The organism is Hylemonella sp. P2_B10 (assembly GCF_056404875.1).
On record NZ_JBFUDE010000001.1, the window covers coordinates 714,089 to 730,118 of the forward strand.

15 protein-coding genes are annotated in these 16,030 nt (G+C 66.2%); 1 reads left to right on the plus strand and 14 read right to left on the minus strand.

Annotated elements, in window-relative coordinates; genetic code table 11:
- Positions 1-76: 76 nt before the first annotated feature.
- The 11 genes from AC1DX2_RS03465 to AC1DX2_RS03515 form a co-directional block, all read right to left on the minus strand.
- Positions 77-256, minus strand: a complete 180-nt coding sequence (locus AC1DX2_RS03465; RefSeq protein ID WP_477194889.1) for a hypothetical protein — start codon at positions 254-256, stop codon at positions 77-79.
- A 132-nt stretch (positions 257-388) separates the two neighbouring features.
- Positions 389-928, minus strand: a complete 540-nt coding sequence (locus AC1DX2_RS03470) for a hypothetical protein (protein ID WP_477194890.1) — start codon at positions 926-928, stop codon at positions 389-391.
- A 53-nt stretch (positions 929-981) separates the two neighbouring features.
- Positions 982-1,590 (minus strand): hypothetical protein, encoded by a 609-nt coding sequence (locus AC1DX2_RS03475; protein WP_477194891.1) that lies wholly within the window; start codon positions 1,588-1,590, stop codon positions 982-984.
- Between the two features lie 42 nt (positions 1,591-1,632).
- A complete protein-coding gene (locus AC1DX2_RS03480; protein WP_477194892.1) occupies positions 1,633-2,694 on the minus strand; it encodes a DNA topoisomerase IB in 1,062 nt (353 codons plus the stop codon).
- A 93-nt stretch (positions 2,695-2,787) separates the two neighbouring features.
- Positions 2,788-4,233 (minus strand): hypothetical protein, encoded by a 1,446-nt coding sequence (locus AC1DX2_RS03485; protein ID WP_477194893.1) that lies wholly within the window; start codon positions 4,231-4,233, stop codon positions 2,788-2,790.
- Positions 4,234-4,295: 62 nt separating this feature from the next.
- Complete coding sequence (locus AC1DX2_RS03490; RefSeq protein ID WP_477194894.1) at positions 4,296-5,279, minus strand: 5'-nucleotidase, lipoprotein e(P4) family; 984 nt, start codon at positions 5,277-5,279, stop codon at positions 4,296-4,298.
- Positions 5,280-5,393: 114 nt separating this feature from the next.
- A complete protein-coding gene (locus AC1DX2_RS03495; RefSeq protein ID WP_477194895.1) occupies positions 5,394-6,005 on the minus strand; it encodes a hypothetical protein in 612 nt (203 codons plus the stop codon).
- 58 nt (positions 6,006-6,063) lie between these two features.
- Positions 6,064-7,557, minus strand: a complete 1,494-nt coding sequence (locus tag AC1DX2_RS03500; RefSeq protein WP_477194896.1) for a methyl-accepting chemotaxis protein — start codon at positions 7,555-7,557, stop codon at positions 6,064-6,066.
- A 132-nt stretch (positions 7,558-7,689) separates the two neighbouring features.
- Positions 7,690-8,745 carry a 2-oxoacid:ferredoxin oxidoreductase subunit beta gene (locus tag AC1DX2_RS03505; RefSeq protein ID WP_477194897.1) on the minus strand — a complete coding sequence of 352 codons (1,056 nt, stop codon included), beginning with the start codon at positions 8,743-8,745 and terminating at the stop codon, positions 7,690-7,692.
- Positions 8,742-10,598: a 2-oxoacid:acceptor oxidoreductase subunit alpha gene (locus AC1DX2_RS03510; protein WP_477194898.1), complete on the minus strand. Its 1,857-nt coding sequence runs from the start codon at positions 10,596-10,598 to the stop codon at positions 8,742-8,744. The genes AC1DX2_RS03505 and AC1DX2_RS03510 overlap by 4 nt, the downstream gene beginning before the upstream one ends.
- Positions 10,595-12,457: an FAD-dependent oxidoreductase gene (locus tag AC1DX2_RS03515; protein WP_477194899.1), complete on the minus strand. Its 1,863-nt coding sequence runs from the start codon at positions 12,455-12,457 to the stop codon at positions 10,595-10,597. The genes AC1DX2_RS03510 and AC1DX2_RS03515 overlap by 4 nt, the downstream gene beginning before the upstream one ends.
- A 267-nt stretch (positions 12,458-12,724) precedes the next feature.
- Here AC1DX2_RS03515 and AC1DX2_RS03520 point away from each other — a divergent pair, with 267 nt between their 5' ends.
- Positions 12,725-12,856, plus strand: a complete 132-nt coding sequence (locus AC1DX2_RS03520; protein ID WP_477194900.1) for a hypothetical protein — start codon at positions 12,725-12,727, stop codon at positions 12,854-12,856.
- Positions 12,857-12,884: 28 nt separating this feature from the next.
- On the opposite strand, the gene AC1DX2_RS03525 is transcribed toward AC1DX2_RS03520, so the two are convergent.
- Genes AC1DX2_RS03525 through accC form a run of 3 tightly spaced genes read right to left on the minus strand, consistent with a single transcriptional unit; the run spans position 12,885 to position 16,028 of the window.
- A complete protein-coding gene (locus AC1DX2_RS03525) occupies positions 12,885-13,466 on the minus strand; it encodes a hypothetical protein (protein ID WP_477194901.1) in 582 nt (193 codons plus the stop codon).
- Positions 13,467-13,479: 13 nt separating this feature from the next.
- Positions 13,480-13,980 (minus strand): VOC family protein, encoded by a 501-nt coding sequence (locus AC1DX2_RS03530; protein WP_477194902.1) that lies wholly within the window; start codon positions 13,978-13,980, stop codon positions 13,480-13,482.
- Positions 13,980-16,028 (minus strand): acetyl-CoA carboxylase biotin carboxylase subunit, encoded by a 2,049-nt coding sequence (accC, locus tag AC1DX2_RS03535; RefSeq protein ID WP_477194903.1) that lies wholly within the window; start codon positions 16,026-16,028, stop codon positions 13,980-13,982. The genes AC1DX2_RS03530 and accC overlap by 1 nt, the downstream gene beginning before the upstream one ends.
- Between the last annotated feature and the right edge of the window lie 2 nt (positions 16,029-16,030).

Consider the following 16,030-nt stretch of genomic DNA (forward strand, 5'->3'; position numbering starts at 1 on the left):
GCATACTCACACGCCCTTCCTCCGTCCCGCCGCCTTATCCGGATTCGCCACCGTCGCTATCCGCTGCCGCGCCTCATCACTCATCTTCGGGTAAGCGCTCGGGCGTGTAGCGCGACGGGGGCTCGCACAGGATGCGGATCTTGGCCATGTCGGTCTTGAACAGCACGCCATAGGCATGCAGGCCGCTGGCTGTCTCCAACGCCTCTTGCAGCAAGCGGATTTCGTCGCTGCCGGTGTCGGGGTTCTTCCATGGCATGCTTGCAAATCTCCTTCAACTCGGCAGCGGCGGTCAGTTCATCCAGGGCGGCGGCCTCCAGCCACTGCAAACGCGAACAGGACGCCAAGGATGGCCTTGCTGATGGTCAAAGCACGGATAGCTTGACGTGAGTCATTTCCCGCCGAGCTTGGCGTAAACCGTCAGCATGTTGCCCAACGCCTTGAGTTCAGTGGCAGGGACCTTACGGTCAACGTGATACTGCTTGCCCACATACCGAACCGTCACTTCCTTGGCGGTCGATACGGTTTTCAGCATCGCCACCTTTGGCCCGGTCATGGGCTCATCCAGCCATTCCCAGACGCGCGCTTTGTTGTCACGCTTCCAGCTGCCCGTGACTTCGAACTTCTTGTCGTCAGCAGCGATGATGACCTTTTGCATGAACAGCCACTTGTCGCCCTCGTACTGAACCTTCAGTCGCAAAGTGGGCGTCATGCCCGGTGCGGCTGCGACATAGGCAAAGATCGCATTGACGTTGTTGAACTTGGTGGAACTGGCGTCTGTGTAGAAGGTGGCACCTTCAATCTTGTCCTCGCTCACCCGGGTATTTGGAAATTTCACCGGCTCGGCCGCCAGTGCAAGCTGGCCAAGCAACAAGCCGCAAACCAGGAATATCGCGGAGCGAAGCCCCGCCCCTCTCGTGCTGATCGCCATTGCATCCCCCTTTTTGAATACTCTGCACATTATTAAAACATAGGACCTGGCGCTTACGCCCCCTTGCGCCGCCCCGCCGCCTTGTCCGGGTTGGCCACCGTCCCAATCCGCTGCCGCGCCTCATCACTCAGCTTCGGGTGGTGCTCGCCCAAATATGCCAGCAACCGGTTCTTGAACGTGGCATTGGCCGCGCCATAGCCGTTCCTCACTGCGGTGAAGGCAATGCGGGCAATGTCCAGCTCTTCGGGCAGGTCGGCCGGGTCGAAGGCCTCGGGCTCGGGTTTGGGCTCGGCGGTGGCTGGCTCTGCGGCGCCGCTCGCGCACAGGTGCTGCGCAGCCAGGGCTTGCAGCTCGGCGGTGTGCACCACCAGCTCGCTCTGTTGCACCAGCAGCGGCTTGGGGCGGCTGCGGGGATTGCCGCCTTCCAACTGGCCCACATCCAACGGCACCCACTCGCCCCGGGCCAGGCGCACGGCCTGGGCCTCGGTGATGGGCAGCTTCAGCAGCTTGTCGCCCACGGGCACATGCAGTCCCAGCAGGCCTTGCGCGGCCCAGCTCAGCAGGTGGTGGGTGGTGACGGTGGCCGCGCCAATGCCCTGCTGCTGGCGCAGCAGCTTGGTGGCGTCCATCAGCGGCAGCGTGGCGGGGCTTGGCAGGGGCATGGTGGGGCTAGTCTAGCCCCGTCCAGCCCTGTCTAGCCCCCTCTAGCCCACCTGCGGCATCTGCAAAAACCCCATTAGCCGCTGCTCAGCCTGCCGCAGGCCAGAGCAGCCGGCGGGCACGCGCTGGCCGGCCTGGCGCAGCCGCTCAGCCGCGCCTTCGGGGTCTGCACGCACGGTGGCGGCAAAGGCCAGCACCTCGGGGTGCACATACGACTTGCGGCACACGGCCGGCGTGTTGCCCAGGGCGCCGGACACCTCGGTCAGCATCAACTTCAGGCTGAAGGGCTGCTGCGGTTTGCGCAGCGCCTTGGCGCAGGCCTCCAGCCCCAGCACGCTGGCGTGCCAGGTGCGAAAGTCTTTGGCGGTGATCTGGTCGCCGGCCAGCTCACGCAGAAAGTCGTTGACGTCGGCCGAGCCTATGCCGCGCACCTGGGCGGCGTCGTCTTCATAGCAAAACAGGGTCTGGCCGGGCAAGTCCTGGCAGCGGCGCACGATGCGGGCCAGGCGGGCGTCGCTCACCTCCAGCTGCTGGGGCACGCCGCTCTTGCCCTGGAAGCGCAGGCGCAGGCGGCTGCCCTGCACGCTCAAATGGCGCTTGCGCAGCGTGGTCAGGCCATAGGAGCCGTTGTCGCGGGCGTAGGCGTCGTTGCCGATGCGGGCCATGGTGGTGTCCAGCAGGTGCACCACGGCGGCCAGCAGTTGCTCGCGGCCCAGGCCGGGCTGGGCCAGGGCCTTGGCCACGCGGCGGCGCAGGCGCGGCAGCGCGCGGGCAAAGGCCAGCAGGTGCTCGTATTTCTCGGCATCGCGGGCGCTGCGCCACTGCGGGTGGTAGCGGTATTGCTTGCGCCCGCGGGCGTCCAGCCCGGTGGCCTGCAGGTGGCCGTTGGGCTGCGGGCAGATCCACACCTGCTGGTAGGCCGGGGGGATGGCCAGCTTGCGTATGCGCTGCAGCTCGGCGGCTTCGCGCAGCGGGCGGCCGTCTTGCCCCAGGTAAGAAAAGTGCTTGCCCCGGCGCCGGCGCACGATGCCGGGCTCGGCGTCGCTGCTGTAGACCAGGGCGGGCGTGCTACTGGCGCGGGGGGGTGCGGTGGTGGTGGTGCCCATACCCCCGGAATTTAGGGTGCGGGGGCACACCGCCCTATAGGACGGCGACTACACCGGCTGTGGGAACAGGGCGCGTGCAGCGCGCACTGCGCACTAGGGCCTGGGCGGAGCCGGCTCCACCACGCCCAGGCGGGCCAGCGCATCGGGCGCCAGCCTCAAGCGCTGCGTGGCGGGCACGGGCTCGGCGCTGACCAGGCCGGTGCGCTTGGCCAGGGCCCGGTAACCGCTGGCAAAGCCCAGGTTCAGGTCGGTCAGCAGCTGGCGCATGGGGTCGGGGCCTGTGGCGGACGGCGGGCCGTCGGCCCAGCGCGCAAAGCCCACCACGCCCAGCGCCGGGTTATCCAGGTGCAGGCTGGCCAGCTCGTTGAGCGCGCTGCCGGGGGTGGGTGCTGCGGTGGCCCGCGTGTGGTGCAGCGCCTGGGCCAGCACCATCAGCGCCAGGCCGCAGGCGTAGGGGTCGTCCACGTCGGAAAAGCCCAGCGGCAGTTGGGCGGCGGGCAGATCGCCGCGCAGTTGCAGGCAGGTGTTGATGGCAGCTTCCACGCTGGCGCGCACGGCCTGGTCGTCCTCCCGGCCGGCCCGATGCTGCAACAGCAGGGCCACCCATTCGGCGTGGCCTTCGTGCAGCCAGGGGCGAAGGGCGTCGGAGTAAAACACGCCGGCGTTCCACCAGTGCGCCACCTCGTGGGCGACGAAGCGCTCCAGCCGCGTGCCGGTCATGGCGGTGGGGCCGGCCATGGCGGGCAGCTGCAGGCGCATCATGCGGCCCTCGGTGGTGTCGCCGTGAAAGCGCTGGCTCTCTTCCAGTGGCACCAGCACGCCCACCGGGCCTGCCGGGCCCCGGCCGTAGGCGGCTTTCAGCGCGGCCATGTCGCCCTGCAGCGCGGTGCGTATGCGCTGGGCGCGCACGGCGTCCAGCCGCGGGTCCAGCACCAGGGAGCCTGCGCCTTCGGGCAGTTGCTCGGGCGCCCAGCGGCCCCACCACACGTACTGGTGCGCGCCCAGCGCGCGCACGCTGACGTAGCTGGGCACGCGGGAGCGGTCCACGGTGGCGGGGCTGACCAGCTGCTCCACCACCGCCACCTGGGCCTGCGCGTGGGTGGCGCCGGCCTGCACCAGGTAACCGCCGGGCGGCACCACCCAGCGCCAGCGCAGCGCGTGGCCGGGCAGCAGCGCGGTGTAGTGGCCGGTGTAGGCCAGCAGCCCGCCCTGCCCACCGCGCTCATCCACATTCCCCAACGCCTCGGCGGGCTGGTAGCTGGCGTCCAGCGCCAGCAGCTTCGGCGTCACGCGCACGGTGGCGGCGCTGCACGCGGGGCTGTCGTGGATGCGCAGGGTACGGCGGGTGAGCTCTGTGCACGCGTCGGCAGGGGCCATCATGGCGGCGCGCCAGGCGTCGTGGGCGCCGGGGATGGGGTTCCAGAAGGTCAGCTCGCGCACGTCGGGCGGCGGCGTGTAGCGCACTTGCAGCGCGCCATCGGGCAGCAGCGACATCTCGATGCTGAGCTCGGGCTCGGCCGGTGCCGCGTGGCTGGCCATGGCGACGGCCAGCGCCGCCCAGGCACCCTGGCGCCTGAGCCATGTCAGTGCGCGCTGGGCCACTATTTGGCGGCGGGTGCGCTGACGGGCCCACTGCCCGGCGCGCTCCATGGCGCCGGCACCTGCAGCGCCTTGAGCTTGTCGGCCACCTGGGTGGGCACGCCCTTTTCCCACGAGCCGTAGGACGGGTTGGGCAGCATGAACCAGCGCTTGCCGAAGAAGTCTTGCATGGCCTTCTCGGCTGCCGGGTCGGCTTGCTTGGCGCGCAGGCGGTCCACGCTGGCCAGGGGCAGGAAGTCGCGCAGGTCGTCACCCAGCTGCATCACGATGCGGTGGGTTTGCAGCACGCGCAGGCGGCGGGGCGACTTGTCGCTGCTGGCCCAGTCGGGCTGCTCGTTCTTGAACAGAAAAGCCGTGGGGTCATTTGCACGCGGAAAGCCCAGCTTGGCCATGCGGGCCATGGTGTGGGTCTTGGCGGGGCACGGGTCGGCCCCCAGGGCGTGGCATTCGCGGTTGGTGATGTAGAACACGTCGGCGCCGGCCTTTTTGACCGCCAGCGTGAAGGCCAGCACGCCGGGGATGGGCTGCTCGGCCTCTTGCGCCATCCAGGCCTGCCAGTCGGGCTCGGTGTAGGGCCGGTCTTCGCGCACCGTCCAGGCGTTGTAGGGGCTGTTGTCCAGTGCGGTCTCGTCCAGGTCCAGCACCACGGCGGCGCGGCGCTTCTTGGCCGGGCCGCGCTCCAGCGTGGCCCAGGTGCGCTGGCCCACGGCCTGCCGCAGCGCGCCGGTGGCGGCCTGGTACACGCTTTGGGTCACGGCGCGGTACTCAATGGTCTGCTGCATCCACAGCACGGCGTTGAGCTTGGCCAGCGAGGTGACGGAGACGGTGCCAGCGGCGGCGGGCGTGCTTGCAGCAGGGGCGCTGGCGGCCGCGGCGGATGCTGTCGGCGCGGTTTGCGCCATAGCGGCACCGCTGGCCAGGGCGCCGGCCAGCAGCAGCGGGGCAAGGGAAAAGTGGCGCAAGGCGCGGCGCTCGGGTTGGCGCATGGGGACATCCTTCTTTTTGGTAGCGTGTCGTTGTGGCCCTTCAAGGGCAGACCGCTACTCTACCGCCGAAAGACAGTCACTCTGCCGGACTTGACGCGACCACGCCAGAACGCTTCAGCGCCGAGTGTAGATGCCGTTGAAGCGCACGTTCAAGCCGCCGCAATTGCCGTTGTCTTCCACCACCAGGTACTTCCCTACGCGCGACAGATCAGCAGCGCAGCTTGAGTTTTCATAACGGGCCCGGCCAGCAACAGGTTGAATACTGCCGGACAACTCTCCATAGTGCTGCGAGCGGTAGCCATCGGGTGTCTTCACTCCGTACCAGATGGCCTGACCTTCCACGCTGAGCCTGGCATCCTTGCTAGCGATGGTGATGATGTCATCAAAGTATTGCCACCGCCCCACCCATCGTTGTGGGCTATCTTTGGCGTCTGGCTGATTCGCCAAGCCAGCCACTTTCACCCACCCTACAGTTGGACGCTTGCGATCTTGAAACCAAGCGCAAGCCCAGGGGCCGGCTTTTTTGTCAATCAACAGTTCGTCGCCCGAAACCACGTAAGCCTTGGTACGGCATTTGGCCTCATCCTCAGGGCAGTTCTTCTCGTCCACATGAAAGTAGAGTTTTTCATCTCTGGCGCCATTGAACTTGACGACTTGCAGCGCTTTCTGATCAGTCGGAAACGATCCGCGGTTGCAGGTGTAGGGCTTGATGTCCGCAGCTGCCACAGTGGCGCACGCGGCCCAGCAACCAATCCACACAATGGCGCGCAAACCAGCCCCCGCCCTACTTCGCCGCCAGCGCCTTGTACACCCCGCAGCCCGCGTACACGTTGTCCACCATCTGCACGTAGGACATCTTGGTCTGCACCTTGCCGCTGGTGGGGTTGGTGATGTCGTATTCCACCCAGCCGGGCTCGTGGCTGGCCTGGTTGATGATGGAGCGCAGCAGCCCTTCGCCGTCGATGCCGGCGATGTCCTGCACGCGGGTGCCCACCTTGGCCTTGTTGCCGCCGAAGGCGACGTAGCGGCCGGCGTCGTCGAGCACGAAGACATACATGTCGCGGTCGTGGAAGCCCTGGCTGGGCTCGGTGATGTCGCGCAGGAAGGCGTCCAGCGAGCCGGCGCGGCGCCGGTGCTCCATGGCGTGGCGCACCAGGTTCATGGCCTCTTCGGCCGTGCCCTGCTGCAGCTGGAACTCGGACACCGCCTGCGCCAGCGTGGTGGCGCGGCCTTCCAGCAGGTTGGACTGCTCGACCGCGCGCTCCACCATGCTGGCGTTTTGCTGCGTCAGCGTGTCGAGCTGGCGCACGGCGGTGGCGATTTCGTTCAGCGCATTGCTCTGCTCGGCATTCGACGTGGAGATTTCCGACATGGTGGCGGCCACGCCGCGTATGCCGTCGACGATCTGCGTGATGTTGGCGCCTGCGGTGCGGATTTGCGCCACGCCGGTGGCCACCTGGCTGCTGGAGGTGCTGATGAGCTGGCGTATCTCCTTGGCGGATGCGGCCGAGCGCTGGGCCAGCGAGCGCACCTCGGCGGCCACGACGGCAAAGCCGCGGCCGGATTCACCCGCACGCGCAGCCTCTACGGCGGCGTTCAACGCCAGGATGTTGGTCTGGAAGGCCAGGCCGTCGATGACGCCCACGATCTCGTCCATGCGCTGGGTGCTGGCCTGGATGGCCTCCACCGAGGTGATGGCCTGGGCCATGGCCTGGGCGCCGGTTTCGGCGGTGCCGCGCACGGCGCTGGCCTGGCGGTCGCTCTGCTGCGCGGTGTTGGCGTTTTGCTGCACGGTGGAAGACAGGTCGGCCACGCTGGCCGAGGTTTCTTCCAGGTTGGCGGCCTGCTGCTCGGTGCGGTCGCTCAAGGAGCGGTTGCCGCTGGCCAGGCTGCCGCCGGCGTGGGCCACCAGCGCGGCATTGCTGCGCACCGCTGCCACCATGCTTGAGAGGCGGTTGACCATTTGCGCCATCAGCGCGGCCATCTGCGCCAGCTCATCACTGCCCTGGGCCTTGATGTCTTGGCGCAGGTTGCCGGCCGCGGTGGCCTGCATCACGTGCATGACCTTGTGCAGGTCGGCCACGAAGCTGCTGTAGAACGACAGCATCAGGTACAGGAAGACCGCCAGGCCAATGCCGGCCACCCACATGGCCACGCTGCCAGTGACAAAGGCCAGCAGCCCCATGGGCACGCCGGCCGCCAGCGCCAGCACAACCAGCTTGGCAGGCAGGGACAGGCTGCGCATCAGCAGCATGCCAGGCGAGAGCAATGGGTTCATAGCCCGATGTTAAGGGTGAAACCGGCGCGTAAGCTGACCGCGGACTGACATGGATCAATTCCGAGCGTCAGTAAATACCCGGATATGCCTGCACCCACGCCCCGCCTCACCCGCATATCCGCCGCCACCCCCCTAGCGCAGCGAGGCGTTGAGCTTGTCCAGCGCGGTGCCGCCGGGGCACAGCACGTCGCGGCCCAGCGCGTTGAGCGGCGTGGCGCTGGTGTTCAGCGCCAGGTGCAGGTCGCTGGCGTCGGGGTCGACAAACAGCAGGCCGGTGACCACCTCGCCCTTGGCCTGGTGCGTCATCACATGGTTCATGGCGGCCAGGCGGTTGGTGGGGTCGTAGTCTTTCGCGAGCTTGCGCAGGCGCAGGGTGGTGCCGTCGTGCTGGGCCACGTCGACCACCTCGCCCTCGGGGTAGTCGGCGGTGATCTCGTCGCGGCCGGTGATGAAGTCGATGCGGCTGACCGCCTCGTTGTGCTCGCGCACGTAGTCATAGCTCTTGGTGCTGCCGGCGTGGTTGTTGAAGGCCACGCAGGGGCTGATGACGTCGATGAACGCGGCGCCGCCGTGCCCTATGGCGCCCTTGATCAGCGGAACGAGCTGCGCCTTGTCGCCCGAGAAGCTGCGTGCCACGTAGGTGGCACCCAGCTGCAGCGCCATGCCCACCAGGTCGATGGCGCTGTCGCTGTTGAGCACGCCCTTCTTGCTCTTGGAGCCCCTGTCCGCGGTGGCGGAAAACTGGCCCTTGGTGAGGCCGTAGACGCCGTTGTTCTCGACGATGTAGACCATGTTGACGCCACGGCGCATGGCGTGGGCGAACTGACCCAGGCCGATGGAGGCCGAATCGCCGTCGCCCGACACGCCCAGGTAAAGCAGCTCGCGGTTGGCCAGCGCGGCGCCGGTCAGCACCGAGGGCATGCGGCCGTGCACGGTGTTGAAGCCGTGCGAGGCGCCCAAAAAGTAGTCCGGCGTCTTGGAGCTGCAGCCTATGCCGGAGAGCTTGGCCACGCGGTGCGGCTCGATGTTCAAGTCCCAGCAGGCCTGGATGATGGCGGCGGAGATGGAATCGTGCCCGCAGCCGGCGCACAGCGTGGAGATCTTGCCCTCGTAGTCGCGCCGGGTGTAACCCACCTCGTTGCGCGCCAGCGTGGGGTGGTGCAGCTTGGGCTTGGCGATGTAGGTCATGCGGCCTCCTTGGTGTTGCCCTTGGCCGTGCTGGGGATCTTGGCGTGTTTGCTGATGGCGGCGGTGATGAAGCGCCCGGTGATGGGGGTGCCGTCGAAGTGCAGCACGCGCACCAGGCGGGCCGGGTTGATGTCCAGCTCGTTCACCAGCAGCTGGTGCATCTGGGCGTCGCGGTTTTGCTCCACCACATACACCTGCTCATGCGCGGCGATGAACTCGGCCACGCTGTCGGGGAAAGGGAAGGCGCGCAGGCGCAGCGCGTCCAGGTGGATGCCTTGCTGCTCCAGCACCTCCAGCGCCTCGTGCATGGCCGGGCTGGTGGAGCCGAAGTAGATGACGCCCAGCGGCGTCTTCTGCGCGGCGGGTTTTCGCACCGGCTGCGGCACCAGCGTGGCGGCGGTCTTGAATTTTTTGAGCAGCCGCTCGACGTTGTAGATGTAGTCCGGGCCCTTCTCGGAGTAGCGCGCATACGGGTCGCGCGTGGTGCCGCGGGTGAAGTAGCTGCCTTTGGTGGCGTGGGTGCCGGGCAGCGTGCGCCAGGGGATGCCGTCGCCGTCCACGTCCTTGTAGCGGCCGAAGTCGCGGCCGGCGTCCAGCTCGGCGGCCGTCATGACCTTGCCACGGTCGTAGTCGCGCGCCGGGTCCCACACAAAGGGCTCGCACAGGCGCTGGTTCATGCCGATGTCCAGGTCGGTCATCAGGAACACGGGGGTCTGCAGGCGGTCGGCCAGGTCCAGCGCGGCGGCGGCGTGGTCAAAGCACTCGCGCGGGTCTTCCGGGAACAGCAGCACGTGCTTGGTGTCGCCATGCGAGGCATAGGCACACGAGATGATGTCGGCCTGCTGCGTGCGCGTGGGCATGCCGGTGGAGGGGCCACCGCGCTGCACGTTGATGATGGTGACCGGTATCTCGGCAAAATAGGCCAGGCCGATGAACTCGGTCATCAGGCTGACGCCGGGGCCGCTGGTGGCGGTGAAGGCGCGTGCGCCGTTCCACCCTGCCCCCACCACCATGCCGATGGAGGCGATCTCGTCCTCGGCCTGCACGATGGCGAACTTGTGCGTGCCGGTGTCGGCGTCCACCCGGTACTTGCGGCAGTACTTGTCAAACGCCTCGGCCACCGAGCTGCTGGGGGTGATGGGGTACCACGCCGCCACAGTGGCGCCGCCATACACGCAGCCCAGTGCCGCAGCGCTGTTGCCATCGACAAAGATGCGCTGGCCCACGTTGTCGCGCCGCTGCACGCGTATGCCCAGCGGGGCCTTCAAGTTCTCTTTGACGAAGTCGCGCCCCAGGTGCAGCGCGCGCACGTTGGAATCGAGCAGCTTCTCCTTGCCCTTGTACTGCTCGGCAAACAGCGTCTCGATGACGCCCGCCTCCACCTCCAGCAGCACGGACAACGCGCCGACATAGATGATGTTCTTGAACAGCTGGCGCTGGCGCGAATCGGTGTAGACCGCGTTGCAGATCTCGGTCAGCGGCATGCCCAGCACGTTGATGTCGGGGCGGAACTTCTCGGGCGGGATGGGCCGCGTGCTGTCGTAGAACAGGTAGCCACCGGGCTCCAGCTCGGCCACGTCGGCGTCCCAGGTCTGCGGGTTCATGGCCACCATCATGTCGATGCCGCCGCGCCGGCCCAGGTGGCCGGCCTCGCTGACGCGCACCTCGTACCAGGTGGGCAGGCCCTGGATGTTGCTGGGGAAGATGTTGCGCGGGCTCACCGGCACGCCCATGCGCAATATCGCCTTGGCGAACAGCTCGTTGGCGGAGGCCGAGCCCGAGCCGTTGACGTTGGCGAACTTGATGACGAAGTCGTTGACCGCAGAGATGGTTTTCTTGACGTTGTCGTTCATGCTGCCACCCCCGTCTTGGCCGGCTTGCCTGCCGCAGCCGTGCCCGCCACCAGCGGCGAGCTGTCACGGCAGCTGCCACCGGCCTGCGTGGTGGTGAGCAGGAATTTCTGCATGTCCCAGGCGCCGGTGGGGCAGCGCTCGGCGCACAGGCCGCAGTGCAGGCACACGTCTTCGTCCTTGGCCATCACGCGGCCGGTCTTCAGCAGGCCGGACACATACAGGTCTTGCGTGGTGTTGGTGGCCGGCGCCTTCAGGTGGGTGCGCAGCTCGGCCTCTTCCGCGTTGGGGATGAAGCTGATGCAGTCCATCGGGCAGATGTCCACACAGGCGTCGCATTCAATGCAGGCCTGGTCGGCAAACACGGTCTGCACGTCGCAGTTCAGGCAGCGGCTGGCTTCCTTGAAGGCGGTGGCGGCGTCAAAGCCCAGCTCCACCTCCACCTTGATGCTGGCCAGCGCCGTCTCGGCCTTGGCCCATGGCACCTTGAAGCGCAGGTCGTTCGAGACGTCGTTGTCGTAGCTCCACTCGTGAATGCCCATCTTGGCCGACATCAGGTTGGTCATGGGCGCCGGGCGGCGCTTCACGTCTTCGCCATTCAGCAGCCGGTCTATGGACACCGCCGCCTCGTGCCCATGGGCCACGGCGGTGATGATGTTCTTGGGCCCAAAGGCGGAGTCGCCACCGAAGAACACGTTCTTCACGCTGGCCTGGAAGGTGTCCTTGTCCAACACCGGCAGGCCCCATTTGTCGAACTCGATGCCGGCGTCTTTCTCGATCCAGGGGAAGGCGTTCTCCTGGCCGACGGCGATCAGCACGTCGTCGCAGGGCACCAGCACATCGGGCTCGCCGGTGGGCACCAGGTTGCGCCGGCCCTTGTCGTCGTATTCGGCGCGGACGATCTCGAACGTCATGCCGGTGAGCTTGCCGTTCGTATGCTCGAAGGTCTTGGGCACGTGGAAGTTCAGGATGGGGATGCCCTCATGCTGGGCGTCTTCCTTCTCCCAGGGCGAGGCCTTCATCTCGTCAAAGCCGCTGCGCACGATGACCTTCACCTCGGCGCCGCCAAGCCGGCGCGACGAGCGGCAGCAGTCCATGGCGGTGTTGCCACCACCCAGCACGATGACGCGCCGGCCAATGCTGGTGATGTGGCCGAACGAGACCGAGGCCAGCCAGTCGATGCCGATGTGGATGTTGGCCTTCGCCTCCGTGCGGCCTGACAGCTCCAGGTCGCGCCCGCGCGGGGCGCCGCAACCGACGAAGACGGCGTCGTAGCCTTGTGCGAGCAAGCCCTTCATCGAATCGATGCGCTGGCCACTGACGAAGTTGACGCCCAGGTCCAGGATGTAGCCGGTCTCTTCGTCAATGACGCTCTCGGGCAGCCGAAAGCGCGGTATCTGCGTGCGGATGAAGCCGCCCGCCTTGGCCTCGCCGTCGAACACGGTGACGTCATAGCCCAGCGGCGCCAGGTCGCGCGCCACCGTCAGCGAGGCCGGGCCGGCGCCTATGCAGGCCACGCGCTTGCCGTTCTTCGGCGACAGCTTGGGCATGCGGCCGGACACATCGTCCTTGTGGTCCGCCGCGACACGCTTCAAGCGGCAGATGGCCACCGGCTCGGGCGTGGCGTCGTTCGCCTCGTCCACGCGGCCGCGCCGGCAAGCCGGCTCGCAGGGCCTGTCACACGTTCGCCCCAGGATACCGGGGAACACGTTGGACACCCAGTTGACCATGTAGGCATCGCTGTAGCGACCCTGGCCGATCAGGCGTATGTATTCAGGAACGGGGGTGTGGGCGGGACAAGCCCATTGGCAATCGACGACCTTGTGGAAATAGGCCGGATTCTTGATGTCGGTAGGCTGCAAATCTGTCTCCTTGCCCTCTTGCTGCAGCGCAGCAACGACTCAAGGGCCAAAACAGTCTACGCCTGAGCAAATACCCATGCTCTCGGGTTAATCCCTAGCGTGTTGTTAACGTGGGCAATTGGACGCCCCAAGTGGCGGATCCGGGCGCATGGCGGTCACCGCATTGAAACTTCATTTTGGCGACCTATAGTTCCAAGCGGCAAGGCGTTCGCAGCCTTGCCTGGTCAGCTTGATTTTGCGGACAGAACCCACTTTTTGGAGTACGTCATGCACATCATTCACTTCGACAGACCGCACTGGCAAAAGATAGCCCAGGCCCTGACGCTGGATGTCGTGTTCAATGCCATTGTCATTGCGGTCATCATCGCCTTGCTGGTGCTGATTCAACTTCGGCTCTAGGCCTGTAGCAGGCCTTGCCGCAATGGTGTTACTTGGAGGCGCGCGCAGATTCCAGAATGCGCTTGGCCTCGACAATGTGGTTCTTCAGCCTTTCCAGGTTCACGAGATCGAAGAACGCTGAAACCCTGACCACCCGGCCACTTTCGACTGCAAGTGACAGTTGGCCGGCCGGGCCTGTGTAGACAGTTACGGCAAGATCGTCCTTGGTCCGGTACTGGGCTTCAAAATTCTTCAGCGGCGTGACCGCGCTCGTCACCTTGGAAATGTAGTCCAGCCCACGCACCAGTGAGTCCACTTCATCCAGGTCAATGAACGACCGGCTCACCCGCTCCAGCCGGCCCGACTCCTTCACCTCAATCTCAAGGCCGTAAACCGCCAAACCCGGGTTGCTTGCGTCACGCACCTCCCGAGCGTCAACCTTTACTTCGCCCTGGCCATAGATCCGGCTGACTGTCGAATAGCCTTTGATGATAACGATGCCCGTCTTGGCGGAGAAAGCTTCGATCTTCGTTGCCGGCTCCGCAGGCGGGGAAGGTGGTGCGGCTGTCTGGGCCCAAACCCCTTGGCCAATGAACAAAGCGGCGATGACGGGGGTAATTCGTGTGCGCAAGATGTCTCCTGTCTTAGATGGCTGTGCCTGCCAACTTGGCAAACGCAGAAACCACTTCCGGCGGCGCCTGCACGAGCTCAATCAATACCCCCTCACCCGCAATCGGAAACTCGTCATTCGCCTTCGGGTGCAGGAAGCAGATGTCAAACCCCGCTGCACCAGGGCGTATGCCGCCGGGGGCAAAGCGCACACCCTGGGCGGTGAGCCATGCCACCGCCTTGGGCAGGTCGTCTATCCACAGGCCCACGTGGTTCAGCGGTGTGGTGTGGACGGCGGGTTTCTTGTCCGGGTCCAGCGGCTGCATCAGGTCCACCTCGACCTTGAAGGGGCCGGCGCCCACGGCGCAGATGTCTTCATCAACGTTCTCGCGTTCGCTCTTGTAGGTGCCGGTGACTTCCAGGCCCAGCATGTCCACCCACAGGGTTTTCAGGCGCTGCTTGTCCGGGCCGCCGATAGCGATTTGCTGGATGCCCAGCACCTTGAACGGGCGTTGTGGGTTGCTGCTGCCGGTCATCACGAAAACTCCACGATCGGTTGGTCCACCGTCAGGCTTTCGCCCTTGCTGGCCAGCACCTTGCCGACCACGCCATCGGCGGCGGCAAACAGCACGTTTTCCATCTTCATGGCCTCGATGACGGCCACACGCTCGCCGGCCTGCACCTTCTGGCCAGGCTGCACGGCCACTTCCACCAGCAACCCCGGCATGGGCGACAGCACATAGCGGCTCATGTCGGGCGGCGCCTTGTAGGGCATCAGCGCGTGCAGTTCGGCGGCGCGCGGCGACAGCACCAGCGTGTCGATCTGCGTGCCGTTGTGGATGACACGCAGCGCCAACGGGTTCTTGGGCGTGCCGCGTTCGATCTGGGCGACAAACTGCTGGTCGTTGCAAGTGCCGGCCACGCGTATGCCACCGAGGCGGAAGTTGCTGCACAGGCGGTAGGTCTTGTCGCCCACACTCACCGAGCTGGAACCGGTGACACCTTCAAAGTCCGTCACGTTGACGGGCGTTTGGGTGTGCTGACCCTCGCCCCCCAGCGAGACGACGACGAACTTCTCGCCCACCTCAAACTCATGCCCCTCCATCTGGCCGCTGATGGCGGTCTGCCGCGCGAGATACCGGCGGTTGACGAAGGCGGCCAGCGCGATGAGGAAGTCCGGGTCGGCATGCGGCACATCGGCGGCCGAGAAGCCCTTGCTGTAGTGCTCGGCGATGAAGCCGGTGTTGAAGTCGCCAGTGACGAACTTGGGGTGCGCCAGCAGCGCGGCCTGGAACGGGATGTTGCTGGAGATGCCGCGAATCACGAAAGCGTTCAGCGCCTCGCGCATCTTGGCGATGGCCTCAGCCCGGTCGCCGCCGTGGACGATGAGCTTGGCGATCATGGAGTCGTAATACATGGGGATTTCACCGCCATCCATCACGCCGGTGTCCACCCGCACGCCGTGGCCGCCGTTGTCGCTGGCGGCAAACAGCGTCTCGCGCGGCGGCTGGAAGCGCACCAGCCGGCCAGTGCTGGGCAGGAAGTTGCGGAACGGGTCTTCGGCGTTGATGCGGCACTCGATGGCCCAGCCGTTGCGTTTCACCTCGGCTTGCGTCAGCGGCAGCTTCTCGCCGGCGGCGACGCGGATCATCAGCTCCACCAGGTCCAGCCCGGTGATGCATTCGGTCACCGGGTGCTCCACCTGCAGGCGGGTGTTCATCTCCAGGAAGTAGAAGCTCTGGTCCTTGCCGACCACGAACTCCACCGTGCCGGCGCTCTCGTACTTGACGGCCTTGGCAAGCGCCACGGCCTGTTCGCCCATGGCCTTGCGGGTGGCGTCGCTGATGAAGGGGCTGGGCGCCTCTTCGATCACCTTCTGGTGGCGGCGCTGGATGGAGCATTCGCGTTCGTTCAAATAGATCACGTTGCCATGCGCATCGCCCAGCAGCTGGATTTCGATGTGGCGCGGTTCCTCGACAAATTTCTCGATGAACACGCGGTCGTCGCCAAAGCTGTTGCGCGCCTCGTTGCGGCAGCTGGTGAAGCCCTCGAAGGCTTCCTTGTCGTTGTAGGCGACACGCAGGCCCTTGCCGCCGCCGCCGGCGCTGGCCTTGATCATCACCGGGTAGCCAATGCCCTTGGCGATCTCCACCGCCTTCTCGGCGGTCTCAATGGCGTCATTGACGCCGGGGATGCAGTTGACGCCCGCCTTGCCCGCCAGCTTCTTGGATTCGATCTTGTCGCCCATGGCGGCAATCGAATAGTGCTTGGGGCCGATGAAGACGATGCCCTCTTCCTCCACCCGCTTGGCAAAGCCCGCGTTTTCGCTCAGGAAGCCGTAGCCCGGGTGCACCGCCTGCGCGCCGGTCTGTTTGCAGGCGGCAATGATGCGGTCGGCCTGCAGATAGCTCTCCCGGCTGGGAGCGGCGCCTATGTGCACCGCCTCGTCGGCCAGCTCCACGTGGCGGGCGTCGCGGTCGGCATCCGAATACACGGCGACGGTCTTGATGCCCATCTTCTGCGCGGTCTTGATAACCCGGCAGGCGATCTCGCCACGGTTGGCGATCAGTATCTTGGTGAACATAG

Bases quoted from the DNA above. Each gene is read 5' to 3' on its own strand.
- AC1DX2_RS03485 (WP_477194893.1), bottom strand. From the start codon at position 4,233: ATGGCCAGCCACGCGGCACCGGCCGAGCCCGAGCTCAGCATCGAGATG.
- AC1DX2_RS03500 (WP_477194896.1), bottom strand. From the start codon at position 7,557: ATGAACCCATTGCTCTCGCCTGGCATGCTGCTGATGCGCAGCCTGTCC.
- AC1DX2_RS03470 (WP_477194890.1), bottom strand. From the start codon at position 928: ATGGCGATCAGCACGAGAGGGGCGGGGCTTCGCTCCGCGATATTCCTG.
- AC1DX2_RS03520 (WP_477194900.1), top strand. From the start codon at position 12,725: ATGCACATCATTCACTTCGACAGACCGCACTGGCAAAAGATAGCCCAG.
- AC1DX2_RS03480 (WP_477194892.1), bottom strand. From the start codon at position 2,694: ATGGGCACCACCACCACCGCACCCCCCCGCGCCAGTAGCACGCCCGCC.
- AC1DX2_RS03510 (WP_477194898.1), bottom strand. From the start codon at position 10,598: ATGAACGACAACGTCAAGAAAACCATCTCTGCGGTCAACGACTTCGTC.
- AC1DX2_RS03490 (WP_477194894.1), bottom strand. From the start codon at position 5,279: ATGCGCCAACCCGAGCGCCGCGCCTTGCGCCACTTTTCCCTTGCCCCG.
- accC (WP_477194903.1), bottom strand. From the start codon at position 16,028: ATGTTCACCAAGATACTGATCGCCAACCGTGGCGAGATCGCCTGCCGG.
- AC1DX2_RS03530 (WP_477194902.1), bottom strand. From the start codon at position 13,980: ATGACCGGCAGCAGCAACCCACAACGCCCGTTCAAGGTGCTGGGCATC.
- AC1DX2_RS03475 (WP_477194891.1), bottom strand. From the start codon at position 1,590: ATGCCCCTGCCAAGCCCCGCCACGCTGCCGCTGATGGACGCCACCAAG.
- AC1DX2_RS03505 (WP_477194897.1), bottom strand. From the start codon at position 8,745: ATGACCTACATCGCCAAGCCCAAGCTGCACCACCCCACGCTGGCGCGC.
- AC1DX2_RS03465 (WP_477194889.1), bottom strand. From the start codon at position 256: ATGCCATGGAAGAACCCCGACACCGGCAGCGACGAAATCCGCTTGCTG.